Raw genomic sequence first — 24899 nt, forward strand, 5'->3', positions numbered from 1 at the left:
CGGATTTTGCAAGCGATATGCCACGCCCCAAGGCTCTGGCCAGCAAAGAATTTTCATGCCGGCCCGGCGCCCGGGCGATGCAGGGCGCCGCGGTCGCGAGGCAAATTGCCGCGAGCCGGCCGCAGCCCCGCCCTCACGCCCGGAAGTGCTTGGAGAGCTTGAGGCCCTGGGCCTGGTAGTTGGAGCCGATGCCTTCGCCGTACAGCTGGTCGGGCTGCGCCAGCATGTGCTCGTAGACCAGCCGGCCGACCGTCTGGCCGTGCTCCAGGATGAACGGCACCTCGTGCGACCGCACCTCCAGCACGGCGCGCGAGCCGTGGCCGCCGGCCTCGTCGCAGCCGAAGCCGGGATCGAAGAAGCCGGCGTAGTGGACCCGGAACTCGCCGACCAGCGGATCGAACGGCACCATCTCGGCGGCGAAGTCGGGCGGCACCGTCACGGCCTGCTTGGAGGCCAGGATGTAGAACTCGTCCGGATCGAGGATCAGGGTCCGGCCGCGATTGGCGTGCAGCGGCTCCCAGTACTCGGCGACATCGTAGCGGGCGCGGCGGTCGACGTCGATCAGGCCGGTGTGGCGCTTGGCCCGGTAGCCGATCAGCCCGTCCGGGCCGAAACCGGCGAGGTCGACCCCGACGGCGACGCCCTCGGCGAGGTCGGCACCCTCCTCGTCGACCAGCATCTCGCGCGCCTGCAGGTCGACGAGGTCGTCGCCCGTGACCAGCACGCGGCTGCGGTGGAACCGCATCTGCGACAGCCGCGAGCCCTCGCGCACCAGCACCGGGAAGGTGCGCGGGCTGATCTCGAGATAGAGCGGGCCGTGATAACCCGGCTCGATGCGGTCGAAGCCGCGCGCCGCGTCGGCGATCACCCGGGTGAAGACGTCGAGCCGTCCGGTCGAGCTCTTCGGGTTGGCGGCGGCGCCGAGATCGGCCGGCAGCGCCAGGCTCTCGAGCAGCGGCACGATGTAGACGCAGCCGGTCTCCAGCACGGCGCCGTCGCCGAGCGCGATCTCGTGCAGCTTCAGGAGATCGATGCGCTCCGCCACGGTGGCGCGCGGCCCGGGCAGGAAGCTCGCCCGCACCCGGTAGGCGACCTCGCCGAGCCGGAGGTCGAGGCTGGCCGGCTGGATCTGGTCGTCGGCGAGCGGCACGGCCGTGATGATCCCGCCCGACGAGGTCAGCGCGGCGATCATCCGGTCGGGCAGGATGCCCCGGTCGGTGGGGCCGAAGGCGAGCGGCACGGGCCCTCCTCGTACGCTCGCCGGCGAGATGCCGGCGCTACTCGAAAACATGCGTAATCTTCGGTCTGTAGCCGATGCCCGCCTTGACGGAAAGGCCGCCCGTCGCTAAGAGCCCGCGTTATCCCGTGGTCATTTGAGCCGGCCGGCTTGCCGCCACGTTAAACAAGGTTGCTAAAAGGCCGGGGACGCGCGCGCCCGGCCTGGACCTGTCCGGCCGGGTTTTTTGCGCCCAGGAGGCCGCGTCATGCCTGCGTCCGACCCTACCGACGATCGTCCCGCCACCGACGGGCCCGCCGCCGATTGCCCCACCGGCACCGGCTGGCGCCCCGAGACCCGGCTCGTCCATGCCGGCACGCTGCGCTCGCCCTTCGGCGAGGCCTCGGAGGCGATGTTTCTCACCCAGGGCTTCGTCTACGGCAGCGCCGAAGAGTGCGAGGCGCGCTTCGCCGGGCCCGCCGGCGGGTTCCTCTACTCGCGCTTCTCCAATCCGACCGTGGCGATGTTCGAGGCCCGGATGGCGGCCTTCGAGGGCGCCGCGGCGGCGCGCGCCACGGCGAGCGGCATGGCGGCCGTCACGGCCGCGCTGGTCGGCCCGGTGAAGGCGGGCGACCACGTGGTGGCGGCCAAGCAGTTGTTCGGCTCCTGCCGCTGGATTCTCGAGGACTACCTGCCGCGCTTCGGCGTCGCCTCGACGCTGGTCGACGGCCGCGACCTCGACCAGTGGCGCGCCGCGGTGCGGCCGAACACGCGGCTGTTCTTCCTCGAAAGCCCGACCAATCCCACCCTTGAGGTGATCGACATCGCCGCCGTCGCCGCGATCGCGCATGCGGCCGGCGCCGTGCTGGTGGTCGACAACGTGTTCGCCACCGCGGTGTGGCAGCGCCCGCTGGCGCTCGGCGCCGACTGCGTCGTCTACTCGGCGACCAAGCACATCGACGGCCAGGGCCGCTGCATGGGCGGCGTCATCCTGGCGTCCGAGCAGTTCATCCAGGATCACGTGCACATGCTGCTGCGACAGACCGGGCCGTGCCTGTCGCCGTTCAACGCCTGGGTGATGCTGAAGGGCCTGGAGACGCTGTCGCTGCGCATCGAGCGCCAGACCGCCACGGCGGCCGCGGTGGCGGACGCCCTCGCCGGGCACCCGAAGATCGAGCGGCTCACCTATCCGGGCCGCGCCGACCACCCGCAGGCCGACGTGGCGAGGACGCAGATGCGCGCCGGCTCGACACTCGTCGCCTTCGACGTCGCCGGCGGCAAGGCCGGCTCGTTCCGCTTCATGAACGCCCTGAAGCTCGCCGCCATCACCAACAATCTCGGCGACTCCAAGAGCCTGGTGACGCATCCGGCGATCACCACGCACCAGCGCCTCACCGCGGCCGAGCGCGCCGAGCTCGGCATCGGCGACGGCCTGATCCGCTTCTCGGCCGGGCTCGAGCACCAGGACGACGTGGTGGAGGATCTCCTGCAGGCGCTCGAGGCGGTGTGACGAACCCGACCTCACGGCTCCTGCAGCACCACCCGGCAGGCGGGCGGGAGGTCGGCCATGGTGAGGGGCGGCCGCGGCTTGGGCGGCTCCTTGGGCGGCGGCGGGTGGAGGACCGAGTCCTGGAACCACCAGTCGAGCTCGTTGCAGCCGTCGCCGGCCGGCACCGGCGGCTGCGGCTTGCAGCCGCCGTCGCCGGCCGGGCAGACGATGCGGATGTGGAAGTGGTAGTCGTGCCCCCAATAGGGCCGCACCTTGTTGAGCCAGCCGCGGTCGGCGCCGGGGTCGCGGCACAGCGCCTTCTTGATCGCCGCGTTGACGAAGATGCGCTCGACCTCCGGGCGCTTCGCCGCGGTGCGGATGACGGCGACATGGCCCGGCGTCCACACCGCCGGGTCGACATCCTTGCGGTCGCGCGCGACCACCATGGTGGCCGACATCTCCTCGCGCTCCCTGCGGGTCAGCTCGCGGTCCGGCATCGGGGTGAGCCAGATGTCGGCGTCGAGGCCGACCTGGTGGCTGGCATGGCCGGTGAGCATCGGGCCGCCGCGCGGCTGCGACAGGTCGCCGACCAGGAGGCCCGGCCAGCCGACCTTGCGGGCGTCGACCGCCAGCCGTTCCAGCATCGCGACGAGGTTCGGGTGACCCCAGTTGCGGTTGCGGGACAGGCGCATGACCTGCCAGGCCGGCCCGTTGACCGGCAGCGCGATGCCACCGGCCAGACAGCCCTTGGAGTAGAAGCCGATCGACCGCGCCTCCATGGACGACGGCGTCGCCTTGCGCCCGAACAGCGCCTTGGCCGGCGTCTTCGGGTCGTCCGGATGGGCGAGCGGCGGCAACGGCTTCGGGTCGACGGTGCCGCGGTCCTGCGCCGCCGCCGGGGCGGCGGCCAGGACCGGAACCAGGACCAGCACCGCGGCGGCCAGCGCGGCCGCTGATGCGGCGATGATGCGATTCGGCGTCATGCCCCTGGTTTTACCGCATCCGGGTTGCAGCCGAAACGGGTCCGGCCGGCCGTGCCTCACCCTGCCGGCTGGCGGGCCGCCAGGTCGGCCTTCAGCCCCTCCCGATAGGTCGGGTGGCGGAGCGTGACGCCGAGCTCGCGCTTGAGCTTGTCGTTCCTGGCCCGCTTGCACTCGGCGTAGAAGCTCGCGGCCATCGGGGGGAGATGCTTGACGGCCTCCTCGAACGGCCATTCGGGCGGCGGCTCGCGGCCCAGCAGGCCGGCGGCGAAGACGATCGGGTCGCCCGGCGGGGTCGGCTCGTCGTCGGCGACGTTGAAGACGCCCGCCGCGCGCTTGTCGAAGGCCGCCTCGATCGCCTGGGCGATGTCGGCGACATGGATGCGGTTGAACACCTGGCCCGGCTTGACGATCCGCCAGGCGCGGCCGCGCTCCAGATTGGCGATGGCGTCCTGGCCGGGCCCGTAGATGCCGGCGAGCCGCAGCACCGCCACCGGCACGCCGGTGCGGGCACCGAGCGCCGCCCAGGCGGCCTCGGCCTCGACACGGGCGCGGTTGCGCTCGCCGACCGGACGCAGCTCCGCCGTCTCGTCGACCCAGGCGCCGCCGTGGTCGCCATAGACGCCGAGCGTGGACAGCAGCACGACGCTCCGCAGCGCGGACGACCTGGCGATCTCGTCGCCGAGCGCGGCGAGGACCGGATCACCGGCGTCGCCGGGCGGGGTCGAGATCAGCAAAGCGTCGGCCTCGCGCACCGCGGCGATCAGCTCGGGCGACGGCGCCGTGCCGTCGAACACCAGCATCTCGACCGTGCGTCCGCCGTAGCGGCGGGCTTCGTGATCGGCGGCGCTCTCGGCCGTGCGGGTGGTCCCGACGATGCGGTCGAAGCGGGCGCCGCAGGCGGCCACCCAGTGCTGCGCGCAATAGCCGAAGCCGAAGCAGATCAGCGTGGTCATGTCCTTCTCACACCCCTTCGTCATTCCGGCGCGCGGGCCGACCGGCCCGCGAACCCGCAATCCAATCCCGACCACCGACATCGCGGCTGGATTCCGGGTTCGCCGCGTAGCCTGTCGTCGGGCCGGCCGAAGGCCGGACCCGATGGCGGCGCCCCGGAATGACCGCTTCGGCGGCCGTCCATTCCTCCCGCACCTGCGGGTCGGATTCGTCGGGCAGATGTCGCGCGGCGAGCGCCGCGACGTCGTCCGGCGGCAGCAGCCGCGACAGGGCCCATACGGCGGCGCCGCGCACCAGGGGCGAGGCGTCGTCGAGGCGCGCCTCCGCCGCGCTCGCGAGCGACGCCTCGCCGCTGTTGCCGATGGCGATCACCACGTTGCGCACCACCCTGTCGCGGCCGGTGCGCTTGATCGCGGTCTTGCGGAACAGCGCACGGAACGCCGCGTCGTCGAGCGCCGCGAGGCCGGCGAGCGACGGCGCGTTCAGGGCGTCGCGGGCGGCGAGCTTCGCGTCGTGCCCGGCCTGCGCGTACTTGTTCCAAGGGCAGGCGGCAAGGCAGTCGTCGCAGCCGTAGATGCGGTTGCCGAGCTTCTCCCGGAGCTCGCGCGGGATCGGGCCCTTGTGCTCGATCGTCAGGTAGGAGACGCAGCGGCGTGGATCGAGCCGGTAGGGCGCCACGAACGCCGCGGTGGGGCAGGCGTCGAGGCAGGCCCGGCAGGAGCCGCAGCGGTCGCGGGCCGGCGCGTCGGGCGGCAGCGGCAGAGTCGTGAACAGGGCGCCGAGGAACAGCCAGGAGCCGAGCTCGCGCGAGACCAGATTGGTGTGCTTGCCCTGCCAGCCGAGCCCGCCCGCCGCGGCGAGCGGCTTCTCCATCACGGCGGCCGTGTCGACGAACACCTTCACGTCGCCACCCCCGGCCGCCACCAGCCAGCGGGCCAAGGTCTTCAGGCGCGGCTTGATCACCTCGTGGTAGTCGTCGCCGCGGGCATAGACCGAGATCGCCCCGCGGTCGGGCTGCGCGAGCACGGCGCGCGGATCGGCCGCCGGGCCGTAATTGACGCCGAGCATGATCACGGTCCGCACCTCGGGCCACAGGTTCCGCGGATCGGCCCGCCGCTCCGGCCGGTCGGCGAGCCAGTCCATGTCGCCGTGCAGCCCGGCGGCCAGGAACTCCCGGAAGCGCGCGCCGGCCGGCCTGATCCCGTCGGGCGGCGCGATCGCCACCGCGTCGAAGCCGAGCGTCGCGGCCTCGTCGCGCAGCGCTGCGGCCAGGGCGGACGGGTCGGTCAGAAGTCGAGGTCGGCGTAGGTCTTGGACGGAGCGATGCCGGCGTGCATCTCCACCAGGAGCGGCCGGAACGAGGGGCGCGACTTCACCCGCGCGTACCAGGTCTTCGCCGATTCGTCCTCGTGCCACGGCACATCGCCCAGGTAGTCGACCGACGAGAGATGCGCGGCGGCCGCGAGATCCGCATAGGTCATGCGCGGACCGGCCAGCCAGTCGCGGGTCCGCACCAGCCAGCCGATATAGGCCAGATGATAGCGGATGTTGGACAGCGCCGCACGGATCGAGTCGATGTCGGGCGAGCCGCCGCCCTGCTTCACGGTCATGTGGCGCTTGAAGACGCGCTCCAGCACCAGCGGCCCCGACACCTCGGCGTGGAACTTCTCCAGGAACCACATGGTCAGCCGGCGCACCTCGATGCGGGCGGCCATCTCCTGCGGCAGCAGCCGGTGCTCGCCGAGCTCGCTGCCGCGGGTCTCGTCGAGATACTCGGCGATCATGGCCGGGTGCGATACCGGCGGGCGGCCGTCCTCGACCAGCACCGGGGTGGTGCCGGCCGGGTTGAGCACCAGGAACTCCTGCCGGCGATCCCACGGCCGCTCGTCCGCCAGATGCGGGGTCACGCCGTATTCGCCGAGGGCGACCCGGACGAATCGGGATTGCGGGCACAAGGGCTGATGGAACAGCGTCAACATCATGGATTGAAAGAGCCAATGACGACCGGCGGCGGGGCCCGGCCCGGCCGGCCGTGCCGTCCCGGATCACCCGCGCGCTTCCCGGGCGACCTTGCCGCCGGCACCGCCCGCCGGCAAGCCCCGCCCGGGATATTCCCGGCACGGGAGTTAACCGGCGGCCGGCCCTCCGGCCGGCCGGGCAGGCGATAACCTGCTATGATGCCGCGCCAATGCGGTGAAATCCGGGCATGCCGCCGGCGCAACCCCGGATTCCGCGGCCGGGCCGGACCGGCGCCGGCGCCCTTGCCGGCCGGGGCCGGTTTCTGCGACAAGCGCGCAGCCGGGCGGGTGGCGCCCGCCGTCCGTCCGGAGCCTTCCATGCTGCTCGATCTGTTCAAGGCCGCCTTCCTGGGCTTGGTGGAGGGGCTGACCGAATACCTGCCCGTGTCGTCGACCGGGCACCTGCTGCTGATCGAGCACTTCTTCGGCTTCGACGACGAGGATTTCGGCAAGACCTTCGCGGTGCTGATCCAGCTCGGCGCCATCGCGGCGCTCCTGTCGATCTACTTCCGCAAGATCCTGCTGCTCGCCACCCACTTCTTCACCGATCAGTACGCTCGCCGCTTCGTGCTCGGCGTGCTGATCGCCTTCCTGCCGGCCGCGATCGTCGGGGCGATCGCCCACGGCTTCATCAAGTCGGTGCTGTTCAACCCCTGGATCATCTGCTTCTCGCTGATCGCCGGGGCCGCGGTGCTGTATCTGGTCGACCACCTCGACCTGAAGCCGCGCTACGACGAGGCGACCGAGTTCTCGCTGAAGATGTGCCTCGGCATCGGGCTGATCCAGTGCGTCTCGATGATCCCGGGTGTGTCGCGGGCCGGCGCCACCATCGTCGGCGCCATGCTGCTCGGCGCCGACCGGCGCTCCGCCGCCGAGTTCTCGTTCTGGCTCGCAATGCCCACCATGGTGGGGGCCTTCGCCTACGACCTCTACAAGGGCGGCGGCCAGATGAGCACCAGCAACCTGATCCTGGTGGCGGTCGGCTTCGTCGCCTCCTTCGTGTTCGGCTGGATCGTGGTGAAGACCTTCCTCGGCTTCGTCGCCCGCCACGGCTTCGGCCTGTTCGTGTGGTGGCGCGTGATCGTCGGCACGCTCGGCCTGATCGGCCTCGCGCTCGTCGGCTGAACCGCGTTCCGTCCCCGGCGTCGTCGCCGGGCTTGACCCGGCGCCCCGTCGTCCCTCGAATTGAGCGGTTTTGCGATCCGGATGGATGCGCGGGTCGAGCCCGCGCGTGACCGATCATGGGCGCGACCCGCGTCGCGTCGAGCGACACGGGGAGCGGCGAGAAGCACGAGAAGGCACCCCCGATGGACGACACGACGGCGAGCGCCGCTGCATTCCGGTACCGCGTCGAGGACGCGCCGCTGCTGCGCGGCGCCGGCCGCTTCATGGCGGACGTGCCGCTGCCCGGACAGGCCTGCGGGGTGTTCGTCCGCTCGCCGCACGCCCATGCGGTGGTCACCGGCATCGACAGCACGGCGGCGCTGGCCGTGCCGGGCGTGCTCGCGGTGCTGACCGCCGCCGACATGGCGGAGGCCGGGGTCGGCAGCATCGCGTTCCACGCGCCGATGCGCGGCGCCAACGGCGCGCTCGCGATGCCGTTCCGCCCGGCGCTCGCCGAGACGGTGATGCATGCCGGCGAGCCGGTCGCCCTCGTCGTCGCCGAGACGGCGCTCGCCGCCCAGGACGCCGCCGACCTCGTCGAGGTGTCGTACGCGGAGCGGACACCGGTCGTCGACGTGCAGCGCGCCGTGCGGGCCGATGCGCCGCAGCTGTGGCCGGAGGCGCCCGGCAACCTCGCCCTCGACTGGCATTTTCCGACCGCTGCCGAGGGCGGCGACCCGGCCGCCGTGGACGCGGCGATCGCCGGCGCCGTGCATGTCGCCCGCGTCAGCCACGTCAACCAGCGCATCATGGTCGCCAGCATGGAGCCGCGCGGCGCCACGGCCTCCTACGACGCGGCGACCGGAAGCTACGCACTGCGGGTCTGCTCGCAGGGCGCCATCGCGATCCGCGACCACATGGCCCGCATCCTCGGGGTCGACACGGCGAAGGTGCGGGTGACCACCGACGACGTCGGCGGCGCCTTCGGCATGAAGAGCTCGCCCTACCCCGAATACCCGGCGCTGTGCGTGGCGGCGAGGCGGACTGGCCGGCCCGTGCACTGGATGTCGACCCGCTCGGAGGCCTTCCTGACCGACGCGCATGCGCGCGACTCGATCCTCGAAGGCGAGCTCGCGGTCGACCGCCGCGGCCGGTTCCTGGCGCTGCGCCTGCGCACGCTGGTCAATCTCGGCGCCTATGTGGGGCAGGTCGGCGCCTTCCTGGCCACCGTCAACTTCGCCCGCTGCGTGCCCGGCATGTACCTGATCCCGAAGGTCGACATGGCGGTGCGCTGCGTCTTCACCAACACCACGCCGACGGCGCCCTATCGCGGCGCCGGGCGGCCGGAGGCGAACTACCTGATCGAGCGGCTGGTCGACGAGGCGGCCCGCCTCACCGGGATCGCGCCGGACGAGATCCGCCGTCGCAACCTGGTCCCGGCGGGACAGATCCCGTGGCGGACGCCGGTCGGCACCGTCTACGACAGCGGCGACTTCCCGGCCGTGTTCGAGACGGCGGTGGCGCTGGCCGACGTCGCCGGCGTCAAGGCGCGCAAGCGCGAGGCGAAGAGGAACGGCCGGCTGCGCGGCCTCGGCCTGTCCTGCATGGTCGAGCACGCCGGCGGCGTGCCGACCGAGGGCGCCGGCCTGTTCTTCCCGGGCGACGGCACCGTGGTGCTGGCGCTCGGCGCCCACGCCACGGGCCAGGGCCATGCGACGGTCTTCCCGCGGGTGCTGAGCGAAAGGCTCGGCGTGCCGCTGGAGACGATCAGGTTCGTCGAGGGCGACAGCGGCAACGAGGTGATCAGCAACTCGACGGTCGCGTCGCGCACCACGAGCGCGGCCGGCGCCGCCATCGTGAAGGCCGTGGCGGTGGTGCTGGAGAAGGGCCGGCGGCTCGCGGCCGACGCGTTGGAGACGGCCGAGGCCGACATCGTCTACGAGGGCGGCGTGTTCACGATCGCCGGGACGGACCGGCGCATCTCGCTGTTCGAGGTGGCGGACGCGGCGAAGCGGAGGAAGGCGGCGGGCGAGGTCGCGGAGGATCTCGACACCCGGGTCGTCACCGACACGCCGCAGACCTTTCCGAACGGCTGCCACGTCGCCGAGGTCGAGATCGATCCGGAGACCGGCGGGCTGACGCTCGTGCGCTACACGGCCGTCGACGACTGCGGCGTCGTGCTCGATCACACTCTGGTCGAGGGCCAGCTGCACGGCGCGCTGGCCCAGGGGCTCGGCCAGGCCGTGATGGAGCGCGCCGTCTACGATCTCGACTCGGGCCAGCTCGTCACCGGCTCGTTCCAGGACTACGCGATGCCGCGCGCCGCCGACATGCCGCCGGTCGTCTCGGCCGAGGAGAACACGCCGGCGACGACCAATCCGCTCGGCGTCAAGGGCGTCGGCGAGGCCGGCACGACGGGCTCGCTCGCCGCCGTGATGAACGCGATCGCCGACGCGATCCCGACCCCCGCCGGCATCCGCATGGACATGCCGGCGACCCCGGAGAAGATCTGGGCGGCCTGCAAGAGCTTGGCAGAATTCAAGAAGTAGAGCCGCAGGAGCCCCTTCTCGGACCTCTCCCCGCACCGCGGGGAGAGGCGAAGAGGCGCCTCGCCGGTCCGCTCACGCCGCCTGCAGGAGGCCCCGGGTGTAGCCGAGCGCGAAGGAGAAGAAGCGCTCGCGGCCGGGATCGACGTCGGACAGCGGCACGTGGTCGGGGCAGAGGATGCCGTCGTAGCCGACCTCGCGATAGGCGCGGATGCAGGCCGCCATGTCGACCGTGCCCTCGTCCGGCATCGCCTCGCGGAAATCGAGATAGCCGCCCGCGATGTTACGGAAGTGGACCATGAAGATGCGCTTCTGCGGCCCGAAGGTGCGGATCGCCTCCAGCACGGTCGCTGTCGGGTCGGTCGACATCTCGGCGATGGTGCCCTGGCAGAAGTTGAAGCCGTGATACGGGCTCGCCGGCGCGAGCGCCACGAAGCGCCGCAGGCCGTCGAGCGAGCCGAGCACGTGATGGACGCCGTTGAGGCCGCCCGGCGGATAGGCGGGATCGTGCGGATGGCAGGCGAGCCGCACGCCGGCCTGCTCGGCCGTCGGCAGCAGCTCGGAGACCAGGAACGCGATCGCCCGCCAGCCGTCGGCCTCGCTGATCGCCCCGGCCTCGCTCGCCATCACCTGGCCGCAGGTCTCCGGCGCCCCCTTCCGGTCGAGCGGAGACGCACCGCCGGCCCCATCCTCCGGCAGCACCGTGCCCCAGTAGGAAAAGCGCGCGTCGGCGTCGGGCCGGTAGTCGGCGGCCCGGAACGCGCTGCACTGCATGCCGCCGCGCCCCTCGACCACGCCGGTGCGGGTGATGCCGACCATCGCCACCGTGTATTTGAGCATCGGCACGCCACCCTCGGCGGCCGCCCGGATGTGCTGGCGCAGCCGCGCCGTCGTCGCCTTGGCCCGCTCGGGGTGCCGCAGGCTGTCGAGCAGCAGCGAGCCGACGTCGAGCGCCATGCCGTCGAGCCGCATGCCGAAGCCCTCGACGCGGCGGCGCAGCGCCGCCACCCGGCCGGCGTTCCAGGAGCCGTCCTCCTCGATCACCTCGCGGGCCGGGCGGGTGTCGATGACGATGCCGCGGCAGCCGAGCTGGGCGGAGAGGCGCAGCCGCGCGTCGGTCGGTTCGATCAGCTGCTCGCCGATATACATGGACGGCCTCGTCGGTCGGGTGGTCAGTCGCGGAAGTAGCCCGGATGGGCGGCCCGCAGCGTCTCGACATAGGCGAGCGAGCGGGCGAGATGGTCGCGCACCCGCGCCTGCGCCTTGACGGCATTGCCGGCGACGATCGCCTTGAGGATGCGGGCGTGATCGCGCACCACCTCCTCGGCCTTGCCGCGCACCGGCAGGTGCAGGCGGCGGATGCGGTCGATGTGGCCGCAGCGTGCCCGCACCAGCGCGTGGAGGTCGGGCGCGCCGGCGAGCTCGAGCAGGCGGCGGTGGAAGGCGCGGTCGAGCGCGTCGAAGCCCTCGACGTCGCCGGCGGCGGCGCGCAGCGTCTGGGCGTCGAGGAGGTCGCGCAGCTCCGGCTCGAAGTCCTTGTCGGGCAGCGCGGCGACCAGGCGCACCGCCTCCTGCTCGACGGCGCGGCGGAGGAACTGGGCCTGGCGGGCGGCCGCGATGTCGATCAGGCTCACCCGGGTGCCGCTCTGCGGCACGATCTCGACCAGCCCCTCCTCGCCGAGCCGGGTCAGCGCGTCGCGCACCGGCGTCGAGGAGAGCCCGAAGGTCGCCTGCAGCTCGGCCCGGTTGATCGCGGTTCCCGGCGCCAGCGTCAGCGTGACGATCAGGTGGCGCAGCCGATCGTAGACCGACTCGCCCGCCGCCGTCCGCGGCGCCCCGTCCCGGGCCGTGCTCGCCTCGACCATGCTCACCTGGATCTCGCCTCCCGGTCCGCCGCTCCGGCCGGCGACGCGGATACGCCGTACCACAGCTCGCCTCTTAGGCACTGATGCATCAACCTGTCAATCTGATGCATTACCGATTGACCCCTGGTGGTGCCGGTCCTAGGAGGGCGACCATGGCCGCCTGACGGCCGCAACGAGCCGCCGCCACGGCGGCCGACCCTCGGGGGAACGTAATGGAGACATCGCATGCGTAAGCTGTTCGCCGCCGTCGCGGCGGTGCTGCTCGCCGGGACCGCGACGGCGGCCGCCCAGTCGCCGGCCGCCCAGCCGGGACCGCCGGCCGCCTGGCCGACCCGGCAGGTGACCATCGTGGTGCCGTTCACGGCCGGCGGCACGACCGACATGTTCGCCCGCATCTTCGCCAATGCGATGCAGCAGAAGACGGGCACGCCGTTCGTGGTGGAGAACCGCGCCGGCGCCGGCGGCAACATCGGCTCGACCGTGGTCGCCCGCGCCCCCAAGGACGGCTACACGCTCCTCGTCGGCACGGTGTCGACCCACGCGATCAACGCGTTCGTCTACAAGTCCATGCCGCACGACGTGGAGAAGGACTTCCAGCCGGTGTCGCTGTTCGCCCGGCTGCCGAACCTGCTCGTCGTCAATCCCAAGCTGCCGGTGAAGACGGTCGCCGAGCTGACCGACTATCTGAAGAAGAACCCGGACAAGCTGGTGTTCGGCTCCTCGGGCGTCGGCGCCTCCAACCACCTCGCCGGCGAGCTGTTCAAGATCCGCACCGGCACGACGATGACGCACGTGCCCTATCGCAGCTCCAACGAGATCATGAACAACCTGATCGGCGGCCACATCGATCTCGCCTTCGACAACATGACGCTCGCCTGGCCGCAGGCGAAGTCCGGCACGGTCCGGGCGATCGCCGTGACCAGCCTGGAGCGCAGCCCGGTCGCCCCCGACGTGCCGACCATCGCCGAGACCCTGCCGGGCTTCGACGCCACCTCCTGGCACGGGCTGTTCGTGCCGGCCGGTACGCCGCGCCCCGTCGTCGACCGGCTCGCCGCCGAGACGAAGGCGATCTTCTCGACCCCGGAGGTGCAGAAGATGCTGGCCGACGTGGGTGCCGTCGCGGCGCCCAACACGCCGGAGGCGTTCGCGACCTTCCTGGCCGCCGAGCGCAAGAAGTGGCAGGAGGTCGTCAAGGCCGCCGGCGTCCAGCAGCCTTAGGGCCTAGGCTCCGCGTCTTGCCTCTCCCCGCTTGCGGGGAGAGGCAAGGATGCGCTGCACTCGACCGCGAAACCCGTCCTACTTCATCTCCGACACCTGCGCGCCGCGCAGGCCGGCACGCTCGACCGCGCCGGCGACCAGCCCGTTCGCCTTCACCTCGGCCGTGAAGGACCGGACGAAGGGCAGGCCGGCGTCGCGGCCCTTGGGGATCGCGACGGCGTGGCGCTCCATGCCCCAGCGGCCGTCCAGGACCTTGGAGCCCGGCACCTTGTCGGACATCTCGAACAGCGTCGCCTTGTTGGTGGCGAACGCGTCGATCTTGCCCTCCTTCAGCATCTCGGCGGCGAGCCCGACGGTCTCGGCCCGCACCACCTCGGCGTTCTTCAGGTCGCGGGACAGCACGCCGTCGGAGGACGAGCCCTTGGTGACCCCGATCTTGGTGCCCTTCTGGTCGACGGTGTCGACCGACGCGACCGGCGAGCCGGCACGCACCAGATAGCCGAGCTCGATGTCGAGATAGGCCGGAGCGAAGTCCATCACCTTGGCGCGCGCCACCGAGGCGTTGGTGAAGGCGACGTCGACGGCGCCGCTCTGCACCGCCTCCAGGACCTCGGCGTTCTTCTTGAACACCACCGGCTCGTAGGGAACGCCGAGCTTCTCGGCCAGCGCCTTGCCGAGCTCGTAGCCGACGCCGCGCGGCGTCCCCCCGTCCCGGCCGGCCAGATAGGAGGTCGGCGTCCCGGGATAGAGGCCGGCGCGCAGCTTGCCCGACGGCGCCAGGATCGACGCCGGGCTGGAGGCCGGGCCGGGCTTGGCGTCCGGCTCGGCGGTGGCGATGCCGCAGGGCACGAGAAGCGCGGCAGCGAACGCGAAGGACGCGAACAGACGGCGGTCGATGGAGACCATGGGCTCACCCGGATGACGTGCGGAGGCGCTGAGGAGGGACGCGGAGTGTTGGCCATCCCGCGTCCCGCCGCAAGAGGCGGCACGCATGGCACCTCGACGGAATATGACATGCTCGCTTCCGGGTGCCGCCCGACCGTGGAGGGGGCGTCACCGGCAGCCGGCGGGCGGCGGGCGGCTCGCCCCTACCGTCCTTCGAAGGCCGGCTTGCGCTTCTCCATGAAGGCGCGGCGGCCCTCGACATAGTCGCGGCTCTCGAAGCAGGCCTGCACCATCGCGTCGCAGCGGGCCATGTCGCGGGCCGACTCGTCCTCCAGGAGCTCGCCGATCGCCACCTTGGCGGCCGCGATGGTGAGCGGCGCGTTGCCCGCGATGGTCGTGGCGTAGTCGCGCACATAGGCGTCGAGCTCGGCCTCCGGCAGCACCCGGTTGACGAGCCCCATCTGGTGCGCCTCGGCGGCCGTGAACTGCCGGGCCGTGAAGAAGATCTCCTTGGTGAAGGCCGGCCCGACCAGGTCGACCACCCGCTTCAGCCCCTTGGGCGCGTAGCCGAGGCCGAGCCTGGCGGCCGGCACGGCGAAGCGGGAACCGTCCGAGCAGATGCGCAGGTCGCAGCAGGTGGCGAGGCCGACCCCGCCGCCCAGGCACCAGCCGCGGATCATCGCGATGGTCGGCTTGGGGTGCTCGGCGAGACGCGTCGAGGCGCGGTCGACGGCGGCGTTGTAGCGGTTGTAGGCCTCCTCGCTCGCCCGCTCGTCCTCGAACTTCGAGATGTCGGCGCCCGACACGAAGGCCTTGCCGCCGGCGCCGGTGAGCACCACGACCCGCACCGCGGGATCGTTCGCGAAGTCGTCCAGGATGGCGGCCGCCGCCTCCCACATCTCCAGCGAGACGGCGTTGTGGCGCTCGGGATTGTTGAACGTCATGGTGCCGATGCCCTCCTCGACCCGGGCCAGCATCTTGTCGGTCTGCTTCATGATCTCCCCCCGTCCGGGCGACCGCGGCGGCCGCCCCGAAATCCGATGGCTCGCTCACCTCTCCGCCGCGTGCGGAGAGAGGAAGAATGGGCGCCCTGCCCTCAGATCGCCCCGGCGTCGCGCAGGGCCGCGATCTCGTCGGCCGCGAAGCCGAACTCCGCCAGCACGGCCTCGGTGTGCTGGCCGCGGCCGGGCGGCGGCGCGGCCAGCCGGCTCGGCGTTCGCGACAGGCCGAACGGCTGGCCCACCAGGGTCAGGGGCGGCTCGCTCCCCTCCACGTCCTGCGCGAGGCCGAGATGCCGCACCTGCGGGTCGGCGAAGACCTTGTCGATGCTCAGGATGGGACCGCACGGCACGCCGGCGGCATTGAGCCGCTCGACCCAGGCGGCGCTCGTCTCGGTGCGGGTGCGCGCCGCGATCGCGGCGTTGAGGGCCTTGCGGTTGGCCGAGCGCGCCGCGCCGGTGGCGTAGTCCGGGCTCTCCAGCAGCTCCGGCGCCCCGATCTCCCGGCACAGGCGCTCCCACACGGCGTGTCCCGCCGTGGCGATGTTGATGTGGCCGTCGGCGGTCGGGAAGACGCCGGTCGGGATGGTGGTCGGATGGTCGTTGCCGGCCTGGGCGGCGACCTCGCCCTTGACCAGGAAGCGGGCCGCCTGGAAGTCGAGCATGAAGACCTGGGCCTGCAGCAGCGAGGTCTCGACGCACTGCCCCTCGCCCGACACCTCCCGCTCCAGCAGCGCCACCAGGATCCCCATGGCGCAGAACAGGCCGGCGGTGAGGTCGGCGAGCGGGATGCCGGCCCGCACCGGCCCCTGCCCGGGCAGGCCCGTGATCGACATCAGCCCGCCGAGCCCCTGGGCGATCTGGTCGAAGCCGGGGCGGCCCGCATAGGGCCCGGTCTGGCCGAATCCCGAGATGCTGGCATAGACGAGCCGCGGGTTGAGGGCCCGCAGGGTCGGATAGTCGATGCCCAGCCGCGCCTTCACGTCCGGCCGGAAGTTCTCGACCACCACGTCGGCCCGCGCCGCCATCCGGCGGAACGCGGCGAGCCCGGCCGGCGCCTTGAGGTCGAGCGTGACGGCCCGCTTGTTGCGGTGCAGGTTCTTGAAGTCCGGCCCGTCGCGCGGCCCGCCCATCTCCTCGCCGCCGGCCCGATGGGCCGGGGTCTCGATCTTGATGACGTCGGCGCCCCAGTCGGCGAGCTGGCGGACCGCGGTCGGCCCCGAGCGGACCCGCGTCAGGTCCAGCACCGTGAACCGGGACAGGGCCGGAGAGGCCTGGTCATGCGGCATTCGCCGTCGCTCCGTACAGTCGCACCGGATCGCGGGGAGTGGGGGGCGGTCGCGCGCCGCGGGCTCTGCGGCAGCGCAGCACGCCGACCATCACCGATGCGGCGGCTCTTGTCCACCCGGTCCGCGGGCGTGCAGCCGGAGCATACCGGCCCTGCCGCCGGAGCGGTGCCGCGGAGCGGGAACAGGTCGCAGTTCCCCGCGCTCGCCTTCGGGACGGGCATCTGTTAGACGCGAACGGCGCGTCGGCCGGGGCGCGCGCCCCCGCCGACCCTCGCCAGGAGCGCCAGGACCTCACAATGTACGATCGCCTGCGCGCGGCCTCGGAGGCCTTCGACCGAAAGATCGGCTGGCACCGGGTCGGCTTCCTGGTCAGCCTCGCCGTCATCGCGGTCGCCGCCGTGGTGCTCTGGCGGATGCTGCACGGCATCGACGTGCACGAGGTGATCGGCGCGCTGAAGTCGTTCTCGCGGACCGACATCCTGCTCGCCGGCGCGTTCGTCGCCGCCGGCTACTTCACGCTGACCTTCTACGACCTCTTCGCCCTCTACACGATCGGCCGCCGCGACGTGCCCTACCGGATCGCGGCGCTGGCCGGCTTCACCAGCTACGCGGTCGGCCACAATGTCGGGGCGAGCGCCTTCACGGGCGGCGCGGTGCGCTACCGCATCTACTCGCGGCACGGGCTGTCGGCCATCGAGGTGGCCAAGGTGTGCTTCGTCGCCGGCTTCACCTTCTGGCTCGGCAACGCCACCGTGCTGGGGCTCGGCATCGCCCATGCGCCCGAGGCCGCCTCGGCCATCAACCACGTGCCGGACTGGATCAACCGCGCCCTGGCGATCGTCACCCTGATGGCGCTCGCCACCTATGTGGGCTGGGTGTGGCAGACGCCGCGGGTGATCGGCCGCAGCAACTGGGAGGTGACGCTGCCGGGCGGGCCGCTGACGCTCCTGCAGATCGGCATCGGCATCGTCGACCTCGGCTGCTGCGCGGCCGCCATGTACATGCTGGTGCCGCACGATCCCTATATCGGTTTCACCACGGTGGCGGTGATCTTCGTCGCCGCCACCCTGCTGGGCTTCGCCAGCCACTCGCCGGGCGGGCTCGGGGTGTTCGACGCGGCCATGCTGGTGGCGCTGTGGCAGTACGACAAGGAGCAGCTCCTCGCCGGGCTGCTGCTGTTCCGTCTGCTGTACTATCTGGTGCCGTTCGCGCTGGCGTTGCTGGTCCTCGGGTCCCGCGAGCTGTGGCTCGGGGTCGAGCGCAGCCGGCACGCCGCGGCCGGACCGGCCGCGGAGTTGGACGCACCGGCAGCCGGGGCACCGGCGGCCGGCGCACGGGCGACGGCCGGCGAGGACCGGCGGACCGGCTGACCGCCGCGGCGACCGCGCGGATCGGTCGGGTGGATCGGCCGGGCGGGAAACCGGGGACGACGGCCATGGCCTTGGCGAACCGGCAGGAGCGTTTCGGGCGGCTGCGCAGCCTCGCGGCGGCGGCGACGACCGAGCTCACCCGCGTCCGGGCCGTGGTCACGGCGACGGCCGGCGGGCTCGGTCTCGCGGTGCTGACCGGCGCCCTGCCGCCGCTGGCGGCCGCGCTGCTGTTCGCCGCCGTGATGCTCGCCCTGACGCTCGACCTGCGCCGCGCGGCGCGCGCCCGTGCCGCCGCCGCCGAGGAGAGCGGCCGCGGCACCGACGCCGGGGACCTCGCGATCGACGCCACCCTGGCGGGCTTTCCCGATCCGGTGATCGTGCTGGAGCGCGGCGGCCTGGTGCGGGCCTTCAACCGCCGCGCCATCGAGGTGGCGCCGGCGCTCGCCACCGCCCGCCCGCTGTCCTTCGCGCTGCGCCATCCCGGCGTCCTCGACGCGGTCCGGCGGGCCGCCGAGGAGGCCGGCACGGTCAGGACCGAGATGGCCCAGCGGGTGCCGACCGAGCGCTGGTGGGAGGCCGTGATCGCTCCGGTGCGGCTGCCGCCTCCCCCCGGCCAGAGCGCCGGCGAGCGCCTCCTGATGGTGAGCTTCCACGACCTCACCCCGCTGCGCCGCGCCGAGCAGATGCGGGCCGACTTCATCGCCAATGCGAGCCACGAGCTGCGCACGCCGCTCGCCTCGCTGTCCGGCTTCATCGACACCCTGCAGGGCCCGGCCCGGGCCGACACGGCGGCGCGCGAGAAGTTCCTCGGCGTCATGAAGGCGCAGGCGAGCCGCATGGCGCGGCTGATCGACGACCTCCTGTCGCTGTCGCGCATCGAGCTGAAGGCGCATGTGCGGCCGGAGACGCCGGTCGATCTCGTGCTGCTGCTCCGCCAAGTGGTGGAGGGCCTGCAGCCGCTCGCCGGCGAGCGCGGCGTCACGATCGCGTTCGAGCCGCCGCCCGGCGCCGTGACGGTGGCCGGCGACCGTGACGAGCTCCTGCGCGCCTTCGAGAACCTGGTCGAGAACGCCCTGAAATACGGCGCCAGCGGCGGCCGCGTCGATCTCGCGCTCGCCCGCGAGAGCGGGCCGCAGGGCGACGAGATCGCGGTCGCCGTGAAGGACTACGGCCCCGGCATCGCACCCGAGCACCTGCCGCGGCTGACCGAGCGGTTCTACCGGGCCGACGTCGCCGACAGCCGCGCCCAGGGCGGCACCGGACTCGGGCTCGCGCTGGTCAAGCACATCATGCAGCGCCATCGCGGCCGACTCGGCATCGACAGCACGCTCGGCGCCGGCGCCACCTTCACGGTGCGGCTGCCGGCGCTGCCGGCACGGCCGCAGGAGCACGACACCGCCCGCGCCGCGGGCTGACCGGACGAATTGCGACAGTCGACCGGTCGATGACGTATTTGTGAATTCTTTCAGAGATTTACACTGTCATGTAAGCGTCATCGAGAGGGCCTAGAAGTGGCTCGGGCCCGGCAGCGACGGGCCGTGTTCTGGACCGCCCGCAGGCGTGCCTCGCGTAGAGTCGATCGCGGCGGTCCGCAGACGTCAACCGGGAAACGACGAACGTCCCAGAAGTTCAGACGCGATCGATCTCCCCGTGATGCGGAGCCTCCTCCGCGTCGATCGATGGGCGTTTGCCAGCAGGAGAGAGCCCCGTGAAGCTTTACCGTTCCTTCATCGCGGCCGGCGCCATCGCGGCGACCGGCCTCGCGCTGACCGGCGCCGCCGAGGCCCGTGACCAGATCCGCATCGTCGGGTCATCGACCGTCTATCCGTTCACCACCGCGGTGGCGGAGCAGCTCGGCAAGACCGGCGGCGTCAAGACCCCGGTCGTCGAGTCGACCGGCACGGGCGGCGGCATGAAGCTGTTCTGCGCCGGCGTCGGCGTCGACCATCCGGACGCGACCAACGCCTCGCGCCGGATGAAGAAGTCCGAGTTCGAGCAGTGCCAGAAGAACGGCGTCAAGGACATCGTCGAGCTGACCGTCGGCTTCGACGGCATCAGCGTCGCCCAGTCGAAGGCCGGCACGCCCCTGAAGCTCACCCTCGGCCAGCTCTTCCTCGCCCTCGCCAAGGAAGTGCCCGGCCCCGACGGCAAGCTCGTCGCCAACCCGAACAAGACCTGGTCCGACATCGACAAGTCGCTGCCGAACATCAAGATCGAGGTGCTCGGCCCGCCCCCGACCTCGGGCACCCGTGACGCCCTCCACGAGCTGCTGCTCGAGCCGGGCGCGCTGTCGCTGCCGGCCATGCAGGCGATCAAGAAGGCCGACGCCAAGGCGTTCGACAAGGCCTGGAAGTCGCTCCGCGAGGACGGCGCCTATGTCGAGGCCGGCGAGAACGACAACGTGATCGTGCAGAAGCTCGAGGCGAACAAGAACGCCTTCGGCATCTTCGGCTACTCCTTCCTTGAGGAGAACGCCGCCAAGCTGCGCGGCGCGCCGCTCAACGGCGTCGAGCCGACCTACGACAACATCGCCGGCGGCAAGTATCCGGGCTCGCGCCTGCTCTACGTCTACCTCAAGAAGCAGCACGTCGGCGTCATCCCGGGCCTCGACAAGTTCGCCGCCGAGTACGTCTCCAACAAGGCGATCGGCGAGGACGGCTACCTCGCCAAGAAGGGCCTCGTGACCCTGCCGAAGGCCAAGGCCGACGCGGTCCGCAAGGACATCGAGTCGATGAAGCCCCTCACGGCCGATCCGCTGTCGTGATAAGCTGATCGATATCGCCTTCCGGCGGCTGCGTCCCCGCGACGCAGCCGCCGTTCTGCTGGCCGGCCGTCTCCCTGTCCCGCCGCTCCGCGCGCCGGCCGCCTGTGCCTAGCCGTCCGTGTTCGCGTCTTCGGGGGATCGAGGGACATGTCGCTGATCTATTTCACCGGCCTCGCGGCCCTCGCGGTCGCCGGATTCCTGCTCGGGCGCAACCGGGCCGCGGTCGCCAACCGCACCGAAACCTTCCACTCGCGTCCGTCCTACCACGGCGCCTACGTCGTCGTGAGCGTGCTGCTGCCGATGCTGCTGGTGTTCGCGGTCGGCGTGCCGGTCGCCCACCATCTGGTCGAGACCCAGGCGCTCACGGTGTTCGACCCCTCCGTGCTCGACGACGAGCTGCGGCGCGGCGCCGCGCTGCGCGACATCGTGGCGGTGGCCACCGGGCGCCATACCGGCGACGCGACGCCGGCGCTGGTGCGCGCCGCCGAGACGTGGTCGTCGCTGCGGGCCTGGACCGACAACCTCATCCTGGCGGGCGGCGGCATCGTCGGCCTGCTCGGCGCCGCCTACGGGCTGCGCGCGATCTCGGCGACCTTCCGGGCCCGCAACCGGGTCGAGCGCGTCGTCAAGGTGGTGCTGTTCGGCTGCGCCAGCGTCGCCGTGCTCACCACGGTCGGCATCGTCTTCTCGGTGCTGCTGGAGACCGTGCACTTCTTCCAGAAGGTGTCGCCTCTCGACTTCCTGTTCGGCCTCGAATGGAGCCCGCAGACCGCGATCCGCGCCGACCAGGTCGGCTCGTCCGGCGCCTTCGGCATCGCGCCGCTGGTGGTCGGCACCCTGCTGATCACGACGATCGCCATGCTGGTCGCCGGCCCGATCGGACTGTTCGCCGCCATCTACCTGGCCGAGTACGCGTCCCCGCGGGTACGCGCCGTCGCCAAGCCGCTGCTGGAGATCCTCGCCGGCATCCCGACCGTGGTGCTGGGCTTCTTCGCCGCCCTGTCGCTCGCCCCCTGGCTGCGCGAGCTCGGCCAGTCGCTCGGCCTCAACGTCGCCTCCGAGAGCGCGCTGGCCGCCGGCCTGGTGATGGGGATGATGATCATCCCGTTCGTCTCCTCTCTCTCCGACGACGTGATCAACGCGGTGCCGCAGTCGCTGCGCGACGGCTCCTACGGCATGGGCGCGACCAAGTCGGAGACGATCAAGCGGGTGGTGCTTCCGGCGGCGTTCTCCGGCATCGTCTCCGCCATGATGCTGGCCATCAGCCGCGCCGTCGGCGAGACCATGATCGTGGTGATGGCCGCCGGCCTCGCCGCCAACCTGTCGTTCAATCCGCTCGATGCCGTGACCACCTTCACGGTGCAGATCAAGACCATCCTGGTCGGCGACCAGGAGTTCGACAGCGCCAAGACGCTCTCCGCCTTCGCGCTCGGCTTCGTGCTGTTCTTTTTCACGCTGACGCTCAACGTCATCGCGATGCAGATCGTCAAACGGTACCGAGAGCAATATGACTGACGTAGCGCTTCCGAGAGTCCGTTCCGTCGACATCACGTCGGATGCCGCCAAGGCCCGAATCCGGGCCCGCTACCGGGCCGAGGCGCGATTCCGCGCCTACGGGGTCGCCGCGATCGCGCTGACCGCGGTGTTCCTGCTGGTGGTCCTGTCCGACATCGTCTCGAAGGGCCTGCCGGCCTTCACCCAGCACGTGCTGAGCATGGAGGTCCTGGTCGACAAGGCCGAGATCGACCCACAGGGCACCGCCGATCCCGCCGTGATCCGCGCCGGCGACTTCCAGCTGCTGGTGCGCAACGCGCTGCGGGCCCAGTTCCCGGACGTGACGAGCCGGCTCGGCCGCCGCGCGCTCGACGGCATCCTCTCCTCCGGCGCCGCCGACGAGCTGCGCCGCCGGGTGGTCGCCGATCCGTCGCTGATCGGCCGCACCGTCAAGGTGCCGGTGCTGATATCCGACGACGCCGATCTCTACTTCAAGGGGACCGGCACGAAGATCGAGCGCGAGCCGGGCCGCGGCACCCTGACGGTCGGCGGCACCTCGGGCGAGGTGACGCTGAGCTCGACGGCCGGCGACTTCGCCGAGGACCTCGCCGTGGTGAAGCGCGCCCTCTCGGCCCAGGCCCGGGCGGCCCGCACCGAGGCGACCCGCCTGCGCACCATCGTCCAGTCGATCCAGGCGAGCCGGGCTGCGGCCGAGCGCGAGCTCGCCACCGCGCGCGCCGCCGGCAACGCCGTGCAGATCGCCGCCGCCGAGCGCCGGCTGGCCGCCGTCACGGAGGAGGAGACCGGCCTCTCGACCCGAATGAACGAGCTCTCCGAGACCGCCGCCGCCCTGCAGGCGCGCTTCGAGGCGCCCGCCGCCGAGGAGCCGGTCGACGCCTCGTTCCCGAGCCTGCTGGTCGCGGTCAACGGCGGCCTCGTCAAGCTGACCCGGATCGGCGGCAGCGCCGCCACCGGCGAGGTGCTGCTGCCGCTGTCCTCCGACGCGGCGGCGCAGCCCGGCACCTGGCAGCGCGTCACCTACCAGACGCCGGCCACCAACCGGCGCGTCACCGACCAGGAGGTCGCCTGGCTCGAGGCGCTGCGCGACCGCGGGGTGGTCGAGAGCCGGTTCAACACGGCGTTCTTCACCTCCGGCGACAGCCGCGAGCCGGAGCTCGCCGGCATCCGCGGCGCCCTGGTCGGCTCCGCCCTGACCCTGCTGGTGACGCTGGTGCTGTGCCTGCCGATCGGCGTCGCCGCCGCCATCTATCTCGAGGAGTTCGCGCCGAAGAACCGGCTGACCGAGGTCATCGAGGTCAACATCAACAATCTGGCGGCGGTGCCGTCGATCGTGTTCGGCCTGCTCGGCCTCGCGGTGTTCCTCAGCTTCTTCGGCCTGCCGCGCTCGGCCCCGCTGGTCGGCGGCCTGGTGCTGGCGCTCCTGGTGCTGCCGACCATCATCATCGCGTCGCGCGCCGCCATCAAGGCGGTGCCGCCGTCGATCAAGGAGGCGGCGCTGGGCGTCGGCGCGTCGCATCAGCAGGCCGTGTTCCACCACGTCCTGCCGCTCGCCATGCCGGGCATCATGACCGGCACCATCATCGGCATGGCGCACGCGCTCGGCGAGACGGCGCCGCTGCTGATGATCGGCATGGTCGCCTTCATCGTCGAGCCGGCGACCAGCATCACCGACGCGGCGACGGTCCTGCCGGTCCAGATCTATCTGTGGTCCGACCTGCCCGAGATCGCCTTCCAGGCGAAGACGGCGGCCGCCATCATGGTCCTGCTCGTGTTCCTGTTCGTCATGAACGGAACGGCCATCCTGCTCCGCAAGCGGTTCGAGCGCCGCTGGTGATCCGATCAGAGGAGTTCCGCTCGATGAACAGCATGGTCCAGGTCGATTCGGCGAGCGCGATCGCGGCGGCAGCCGCCGTGGCCGGCAACCCGGTCAAGATCGTGGCGCAGGGCGTCAACGTCTACTACGGCGAGAAGCACGCGCTGCGCGACGTCGATCTCGACATCCAGGAGCGCGCCGTGACGGCGCTGATCGGCCCCTCCGGCTGCGGCAAGTCGACCTTCCTGCGCTGCCTCAACCGCATGAACGACACCATCGTGGGCTGCCGGGTGACCGGCAAGATCACCATGGACGACCAGGACATCTACGATCCGCAGCTCGACGTCGTGCAGCTGCGCGCCCGCGTCGGAATGGTGTTCCAGAAGCCGAATCCGTTCCCGAAGTCGATCTTCGAGAACGTCGCCTACGGCCCGCGCATCCACGGGCTCGCCCGCAACAAGGCCGAGCTCGAGGAGATCGTCGTCACCAGCCTGAAGCGCGCCGGCCTCTACGAGGAGGTGAAGGACCGGCTCGGCGATTCCGGCACCAGCCTGTCGGGTGGCCAGCAGCAGCGCCTGTGCATCGCCCGCGCCATCGCGGTGAGCCCCGAGGTCATCCTGATGGACGAGCCGTGCTCGGCCCTCGATCCGATCGCCACCGCGAAGATCGAGGAGCTGATGGACGAGCTGCGCGAGAACTACACGATCGTCATCGTCACCCACTCGATGCAGCAGGCCGCCCGCGTGTCGCAGCGCACCGCCTTCTTCCATCTCGGCGTCCTCGTCGAGGTGGGCGTGACGGGCGAGATCTTCACCACCCCCAGGGACCGCCGCACCCAGGACTACATCACGGGCCGCTTCGGGTGATGGCGATGA

19 protein-coding genes, 2 pseudogenes and 1 riboswitch are annotated in these 24899 nt (G+C 71.8%); of the genes and pseudogenes, 11 read left to right on the plus strand and 10 right to left on the minus strand.

Annotated features, from left to right (window positions below):
- Positions 1–133: 133 nt before the first annotated feature.
- Positions 134–1240 carry a 2'-deoxycytidine 5'-triphosphate deaminase gene (locus tag J2S22_RS09490; RefSeq protein WP_370878195.1) on the minus strand — a complete coding sequence of 369 codons (1107 nt, stop codon included), beginning with the start codon at positions 1238–1240 and terminating at the stop codon, positions 134–136.
- Between the two features lie 115 nt (positions 1241–1355).
- Positions 1356–1435: riboswitch (SAM riboswitch) on the plus strand.
- A 49-nt stretch (positions 1436–1484) separates the two neighbouring features.
- On the opposite strand from J2S22_RS09490, the gene J2S22_RS09495 reads away from it, so the two are divergent.
- On the plus strand, positions 1485–2726 hold the full coding sequence (locus J2S22_RS09495) for an O-succinylhomoserine sulfhydrylase (RefSeq protein WP_272779484.1): 1242 nt from the start codon (positions 1485–1487) through the stop codon (positions 2724–2726).
- A gap of 11 nt (positions 2727–2737) precedes the next feature.
- Here J2S22_RS09495 and mepA read toward each other — a convergent pair whose 3' ends face one another.
- Genes mepA through J2S22_RS09515 form a run of 4 tightly spaced genes read right to left on the minus strand, consistent with a single transcriptional unit; the run spans position 2738 to position 6618 of the window.
- Complete coding sequence (gene mepA, locus J2S22_RS09500) at positions 2738–3688, minus strand: penicillin-insensitive murein endopeptidase (RefSeq protein WP_272840304.1); 951 nt, start codon at positions 3686–3688, stop codon at positions 2738–2740.
- A 56-nt stretch (positions 3689–3744) separates the two neighbouring features.
- Positions 3745–4641, minus strand: coding sequence for an NAD-dependent epimerase/dehydratase family protein (locus J2S22_RS09505; protein ID WP_272777046.1), 897 nt, complete (start codon positions 4639–4641; stop codon positions 3745–3747).
- Between the two features lie 7 nt (positions 4642–4648).
- Positions 4649–5929, minus strand: a complete 1281-nt coding sequence (gene queG / locus J2S22_RS09510) for a tRNA epoxyqueuosine(34) reductase QueG (RefSeq protein ID WP_370878196.1) — start codon at positions 5927–5929, stop codon at positions 4649–4651.
- Entirely contained in the window at positions 5926–6618 is a 693-nt protein-coding gene (locus J2S22_RS09515) for a glutathione S-transferase family protein (protein ID WP_272777146.1), read from the minus strand. Before J2S22_RS09515 ends, queG begins: the two co-directional genes overlap by 4 nt.
- Positions 6619–6975: 357 nt before the next feature.
- Between J2S22_RS09515 and J2S22_RS09520 the strand changes: the two genes are divergently transcribed.
- Together J2S22_RS09520 and J2S22_RS09525 are read left to right on the plus strand one after the other, a co-directional pair.
- Positions 6976–7782 carry an undecaprenyl-diphosphate phosphatase gene (locus tag J2S22_RS09520; protein ID WP_272777047.1) on the plus strand — a complete coding sequence of 269 codons (807 nt, stop codon included), beginning with the start codon at positions 6976–6978 and terminating at the stop codon, positions 7780–7782.
- Positions 7783–7898: 116 nt separating this feature from the next.
- Positions 7899–10310 (plus strand): xanthine dehydrogenase family protein molybdopterin-binding subunit, encoded by a 2412-nt coding sequence (locus J2S22_RS09525; protein WP_272777048.1) that lies wholly within the window; start codon positions 7899–7901, stop codon positions 10308–10310.
- Between the two features lie 72 nt (positions 10311–10382).
- Here J2S22_RS09525 and J2S22_RS09530 read toward each other — a convergent pair whose 3' ends face one another.
- Positions 10383–11456, minus strand: a complete 1074-nt coding sequence (locus J2S22_RS09530) for a mannonate dehydratase (RefSeq protein ID WP_272777049.1) — start codon at positions 11454–11456, stop codon at positions 10383–10385.
- Positions 11457–11479: 23 nt separating this feature from the next.
- A complete protein-coding gene (locus tag J2S22_RS09535; protein WP_272777147.1) occupies positions 11480–12172 on the minus strand; it encodes a GntR family transcriptional regulator in 693 nt (230 codons plus the stop codon).
- Positions 12173–12397: 225 nt separating this feature from the next.
- Between J2S22_RS09535 and J2S22_RS09540 the strand changes: the two genes are divergently transcribed.
- The gene (locus tag J2S22_RS09540; protein WP_272777050.1) at positions 12398–13390 is read left to right on the plus strand and encodes a Bug family tripartite tricarboxylate transporter substrate binding protein; all 993 of its coding nucleotides are present in this window, start codon (positions 12398–12400) and stop codon (positions 13388–13390) included.
- Between the two features lie 78 nt (positions 13391–13468).
- Here J2S22_RS09540 and J2S22_RS09545 read toward each other — a convergent pair whose 3' ends face one another.
- The 3 genes from J2S22_RS09545 to J2S22_RS09555 all read right to left on the minus strand — a co-directional run bounded on the left by J2S22_RS09545 (position 13469) and on the right by J2S22_RS09555 (position 16562).
- The gene (locus J2S22_RS09545; RefSeq protein ID WP_272777051.1) at positions 13469–14296 is read right to left on the minus strand and encodes a transporter substrate-binding domain-containing protein; all 828 of its coding nucleotides are present in this window, start codon (positions 14294–14296) and stop codon (positions 13469–13471) included.
- A gap of 182 nt (positions 14297–14478) precedes the next feature.
- Complete coding sequence (locus J2S22_RS09550; RefSeq protein ID WP_272777052.1) at positions 14479–15270, minus strand: enoyl-CoA hydratase; 792 nt, start codon at positions 15268–15270, stop codon at positions 14479–14481.
- 101 nt (positions 15271–15371) lie between these two features.
- Positions 15372–16562 (minus strand): CaiB/BaiF CoA transferase family protein, encoded by a 1191-nt coding sequence (locus J2S22_RS09555; protein ID WP_272777053.1) that lies wholly within the window; start codon positions 16560–16562, stop codon positions 15372–15374.
- A gap of 296 nt (positions 16563–16858) precedes the next feature.
- Here J2S22_RS09555 and J2S22_RS09560 point away from each other — a divergent pair, with 296 nt between their 5' ends.
- The 7 genes and pseudogenes from J2S22_RS09560 (at position 16859) to pstB (ending at position 24890) form a co-directional block, all read left to right on the plus strand.
- Positions 16859–17932 carry a lysylphosphatidylglycerol synthase domain-containing protein gene (locus J2S22_RS09560; protein ID WP_272777054.1) on the plus strand — a complete coding sequence of 358 codons (1074 nt, stop codon included), beginning with the start codon at positions 16859–16861 and terminating at the stop codon, positions 17930–17932.
- A 65-nt stretch (positions 17933–17997) separates the two neighbouring features.
- Positions 17998–19347 (plus strand): ATP-binding protein, encoded by a 1350-nt coding sequence (locus tag J2S22_RS09565; RefSeq protein ID WP_272777055.1) that lies wholly within the window; start codon positions 17998–18000, stop codon positions 19345–19347.
- Positions 19348–19640: 293 nt separating this feature from the next.
- A complete protein-coding gene (locus tag J2S22_RS09570; RefSeq protein ID WP_272777056.1) occupies positions 19641–20696 on the plus strand; it encodes a PstS family phosphate ABC transporter substrate-binding protein in 1056 nt (351 codons plus the stop codon).
- Positions 20697–20843: 147 nt separating this feature from the next.
- Positions 20844–22211 carry a phosphate ABC transporter permease subunit PstC gene (pstC, locus tag J2S22_RS09575; RefSeq protein WP_272777057.1) on the plus strand — a complete coding sequence of 456 codons (1368 nt, stop codon included), beginning with the start codon at positions 20844–20846 and terminating at the stop codon, positions 22209–22211.
- Positions 22204–22686 (plus strand): annotated as a pseudogene (locus J2S22_RS09580) (DUF3333 domain-containing protein); the annotation flags it as partial. The gene pstC and the pseudogene J2S22_RS09580, both read left to right, overlap by 8 nt.
- A gap of 483 nt (positions 22687–23169) precedes the next feature.
- Positions 23170–24045 (plus strand): annotated as a pseudogene (pstA, locus tag J2S22_RS09585) (phosphate ABC transporter permease PstA); the annotation flags it as partial.
- A 32-nt stretch (positions 24046–24077) separates the two neighbouring features.
- Positions 24078–24890 (plus strand): phosphate ABC transporter ATP-binding protein PstB, encoded by an 813-nt coding sequence (gene pstB / locus J2S22_RS09590; RefSeq protein WP_272777148.1) that lies wholly within the window; start codon positions 24078–24080, stop codon positions 24888–24890.
- Positions 24891–24899: the final 9 nt, after the last annotated feature.

It is taken from the genome of Rhodoplanes tepidamans, assembly GCF_030813915.1.
Classification (GTDB): domain Bacteria; phylum Pseudomonadota; class Alphaproteobacteria; order Rhizobiales; family Xanthobacteraceae; genus Rhodoplanes; species Rhodoplanes tepidamans.

What these genes read in the sequence shown, in the direction of transcription:
- mepA (WP_272840304.1), bottom strand. Translation starts at nt 3,688, where the DNA reads ATGACGCCGAATCGCATCATCGCCGCATCAGCGGCCGCGCTGGCCGCC.
- J2S22_RS09505 (WP_272777046.1), bottom strand. Translation starts at nt 4,641, where the DNA reads ATGACCACGCTGATCTGCTTCGGCTTCGGCTATTGCGCGCAGCACTGG.
- pstC (WP_272777057.1), top strand. Translation starts at nt 20,844, where the DNA reads ATGTCGCTGATCTATTTCACCGGCCTCGCGGCCCTCGCGGTCGCCGGA.
- J2S22_RS09555 (WP_272777053.1), bottom strand. Translation starts at nt 16,562, where the DNA reads ATGCCGCATGACCAGGCCTCTCCGGCCCTGTCCCGGTTCACGGTGCTG.
- J2S22_RS09515 (WP_272777146.1), bottom strand. Translation starts at nt 6,618, where the DNA reads ATGTTGACGCTGTTCCATCAGCCCTTGTGCCCGCAATCCCGATTCGTC.
- J2S22_RS09545 (WP_272777051.1), bottom strand. Translation starts at nt 14,296, where the DNA reads ATGGTCTCCATCGACCGCCGTCTGTTCGCGTCCTTCGCGTTCGCTGCC.
- J2S22_RS09525 (WP_272777048.1), top strand. Translation starts at nt 7,899, where the DNA reads ATGGGCGCGACCCGCGTCGCGTCGAGCGACACGGGGAGCGGCGAGAAG.
- J2S22_RS09550 (WP_272777052.1), bottom strand. Translation starts at nt 15,270, where the DNA reads ATGAAGCAGACCGACAAGATGCTGGCCCGGGTCGAGGAGGGCATCGGC.
- J2S22_RS09565 (WP_272777055.1), top strand. Translation starts at nt 17,998, where the DNA reads ATGGCCTTGGCGAACCGGCAGGAGCGTTTCGGGCGGCTGCGCAGCCTC.
- J2S22_RS09495 (WP_272779484.1), top strand. Translation starts at nt 1,485, where the DNA reads ATGCCTGCGTCCGACCCTACCGACGATCGTCCCGCCACCGACGGGCCC.
- J2S22_RS09520 (WP_272777047.1), top strand. Translation starts at nt 6,976, where the DNA reads ATGCTGCTCGATCTGTTCAAGGCCGCCTTCCTGGGCTTGGTGGAGGGG.
- J2S22_RS09540 (WP_272777050.1), top strand. Translation starts at nt 12,398, where the DNA reads ATGCGTAAGCTGTTCGCCGCCGTCGCGGCGGTGCTGCTCGCCGGGACC.
- J2S22_RS09560 (WP_272777054.1), top strand. Translation starts at nt 16,859, where the DNA reads ATGTACGATCGCCTGCGCGCGGCCTCGGAGGCCTTCGACCGAAAGATC.
- J2S22_RS09530 (WP_272777049.1), bottom strand. Translation starts at nt 11,456, where the DNA reads ATGTATATCGGCGAGCAGCTGATCGAACCGACCGACGCGCGGCTGCGC.
- J2S22_RS09535 (WP_272777147.1), bottom strand. Translation starts at nt 12,172, where the DNA reads ATGGTCGAGGCGAGCACGGCCCGGGACGGGGCGCCGCGGACGGCGGCG.
- pstB (WP_272777148.1), top strand. Translation starts at nt 24,078, where the DNA reads ATGGTCCAGGTCGATTCGGCGAGCGCGATCGCGGCGGCAGCCGCCGTG.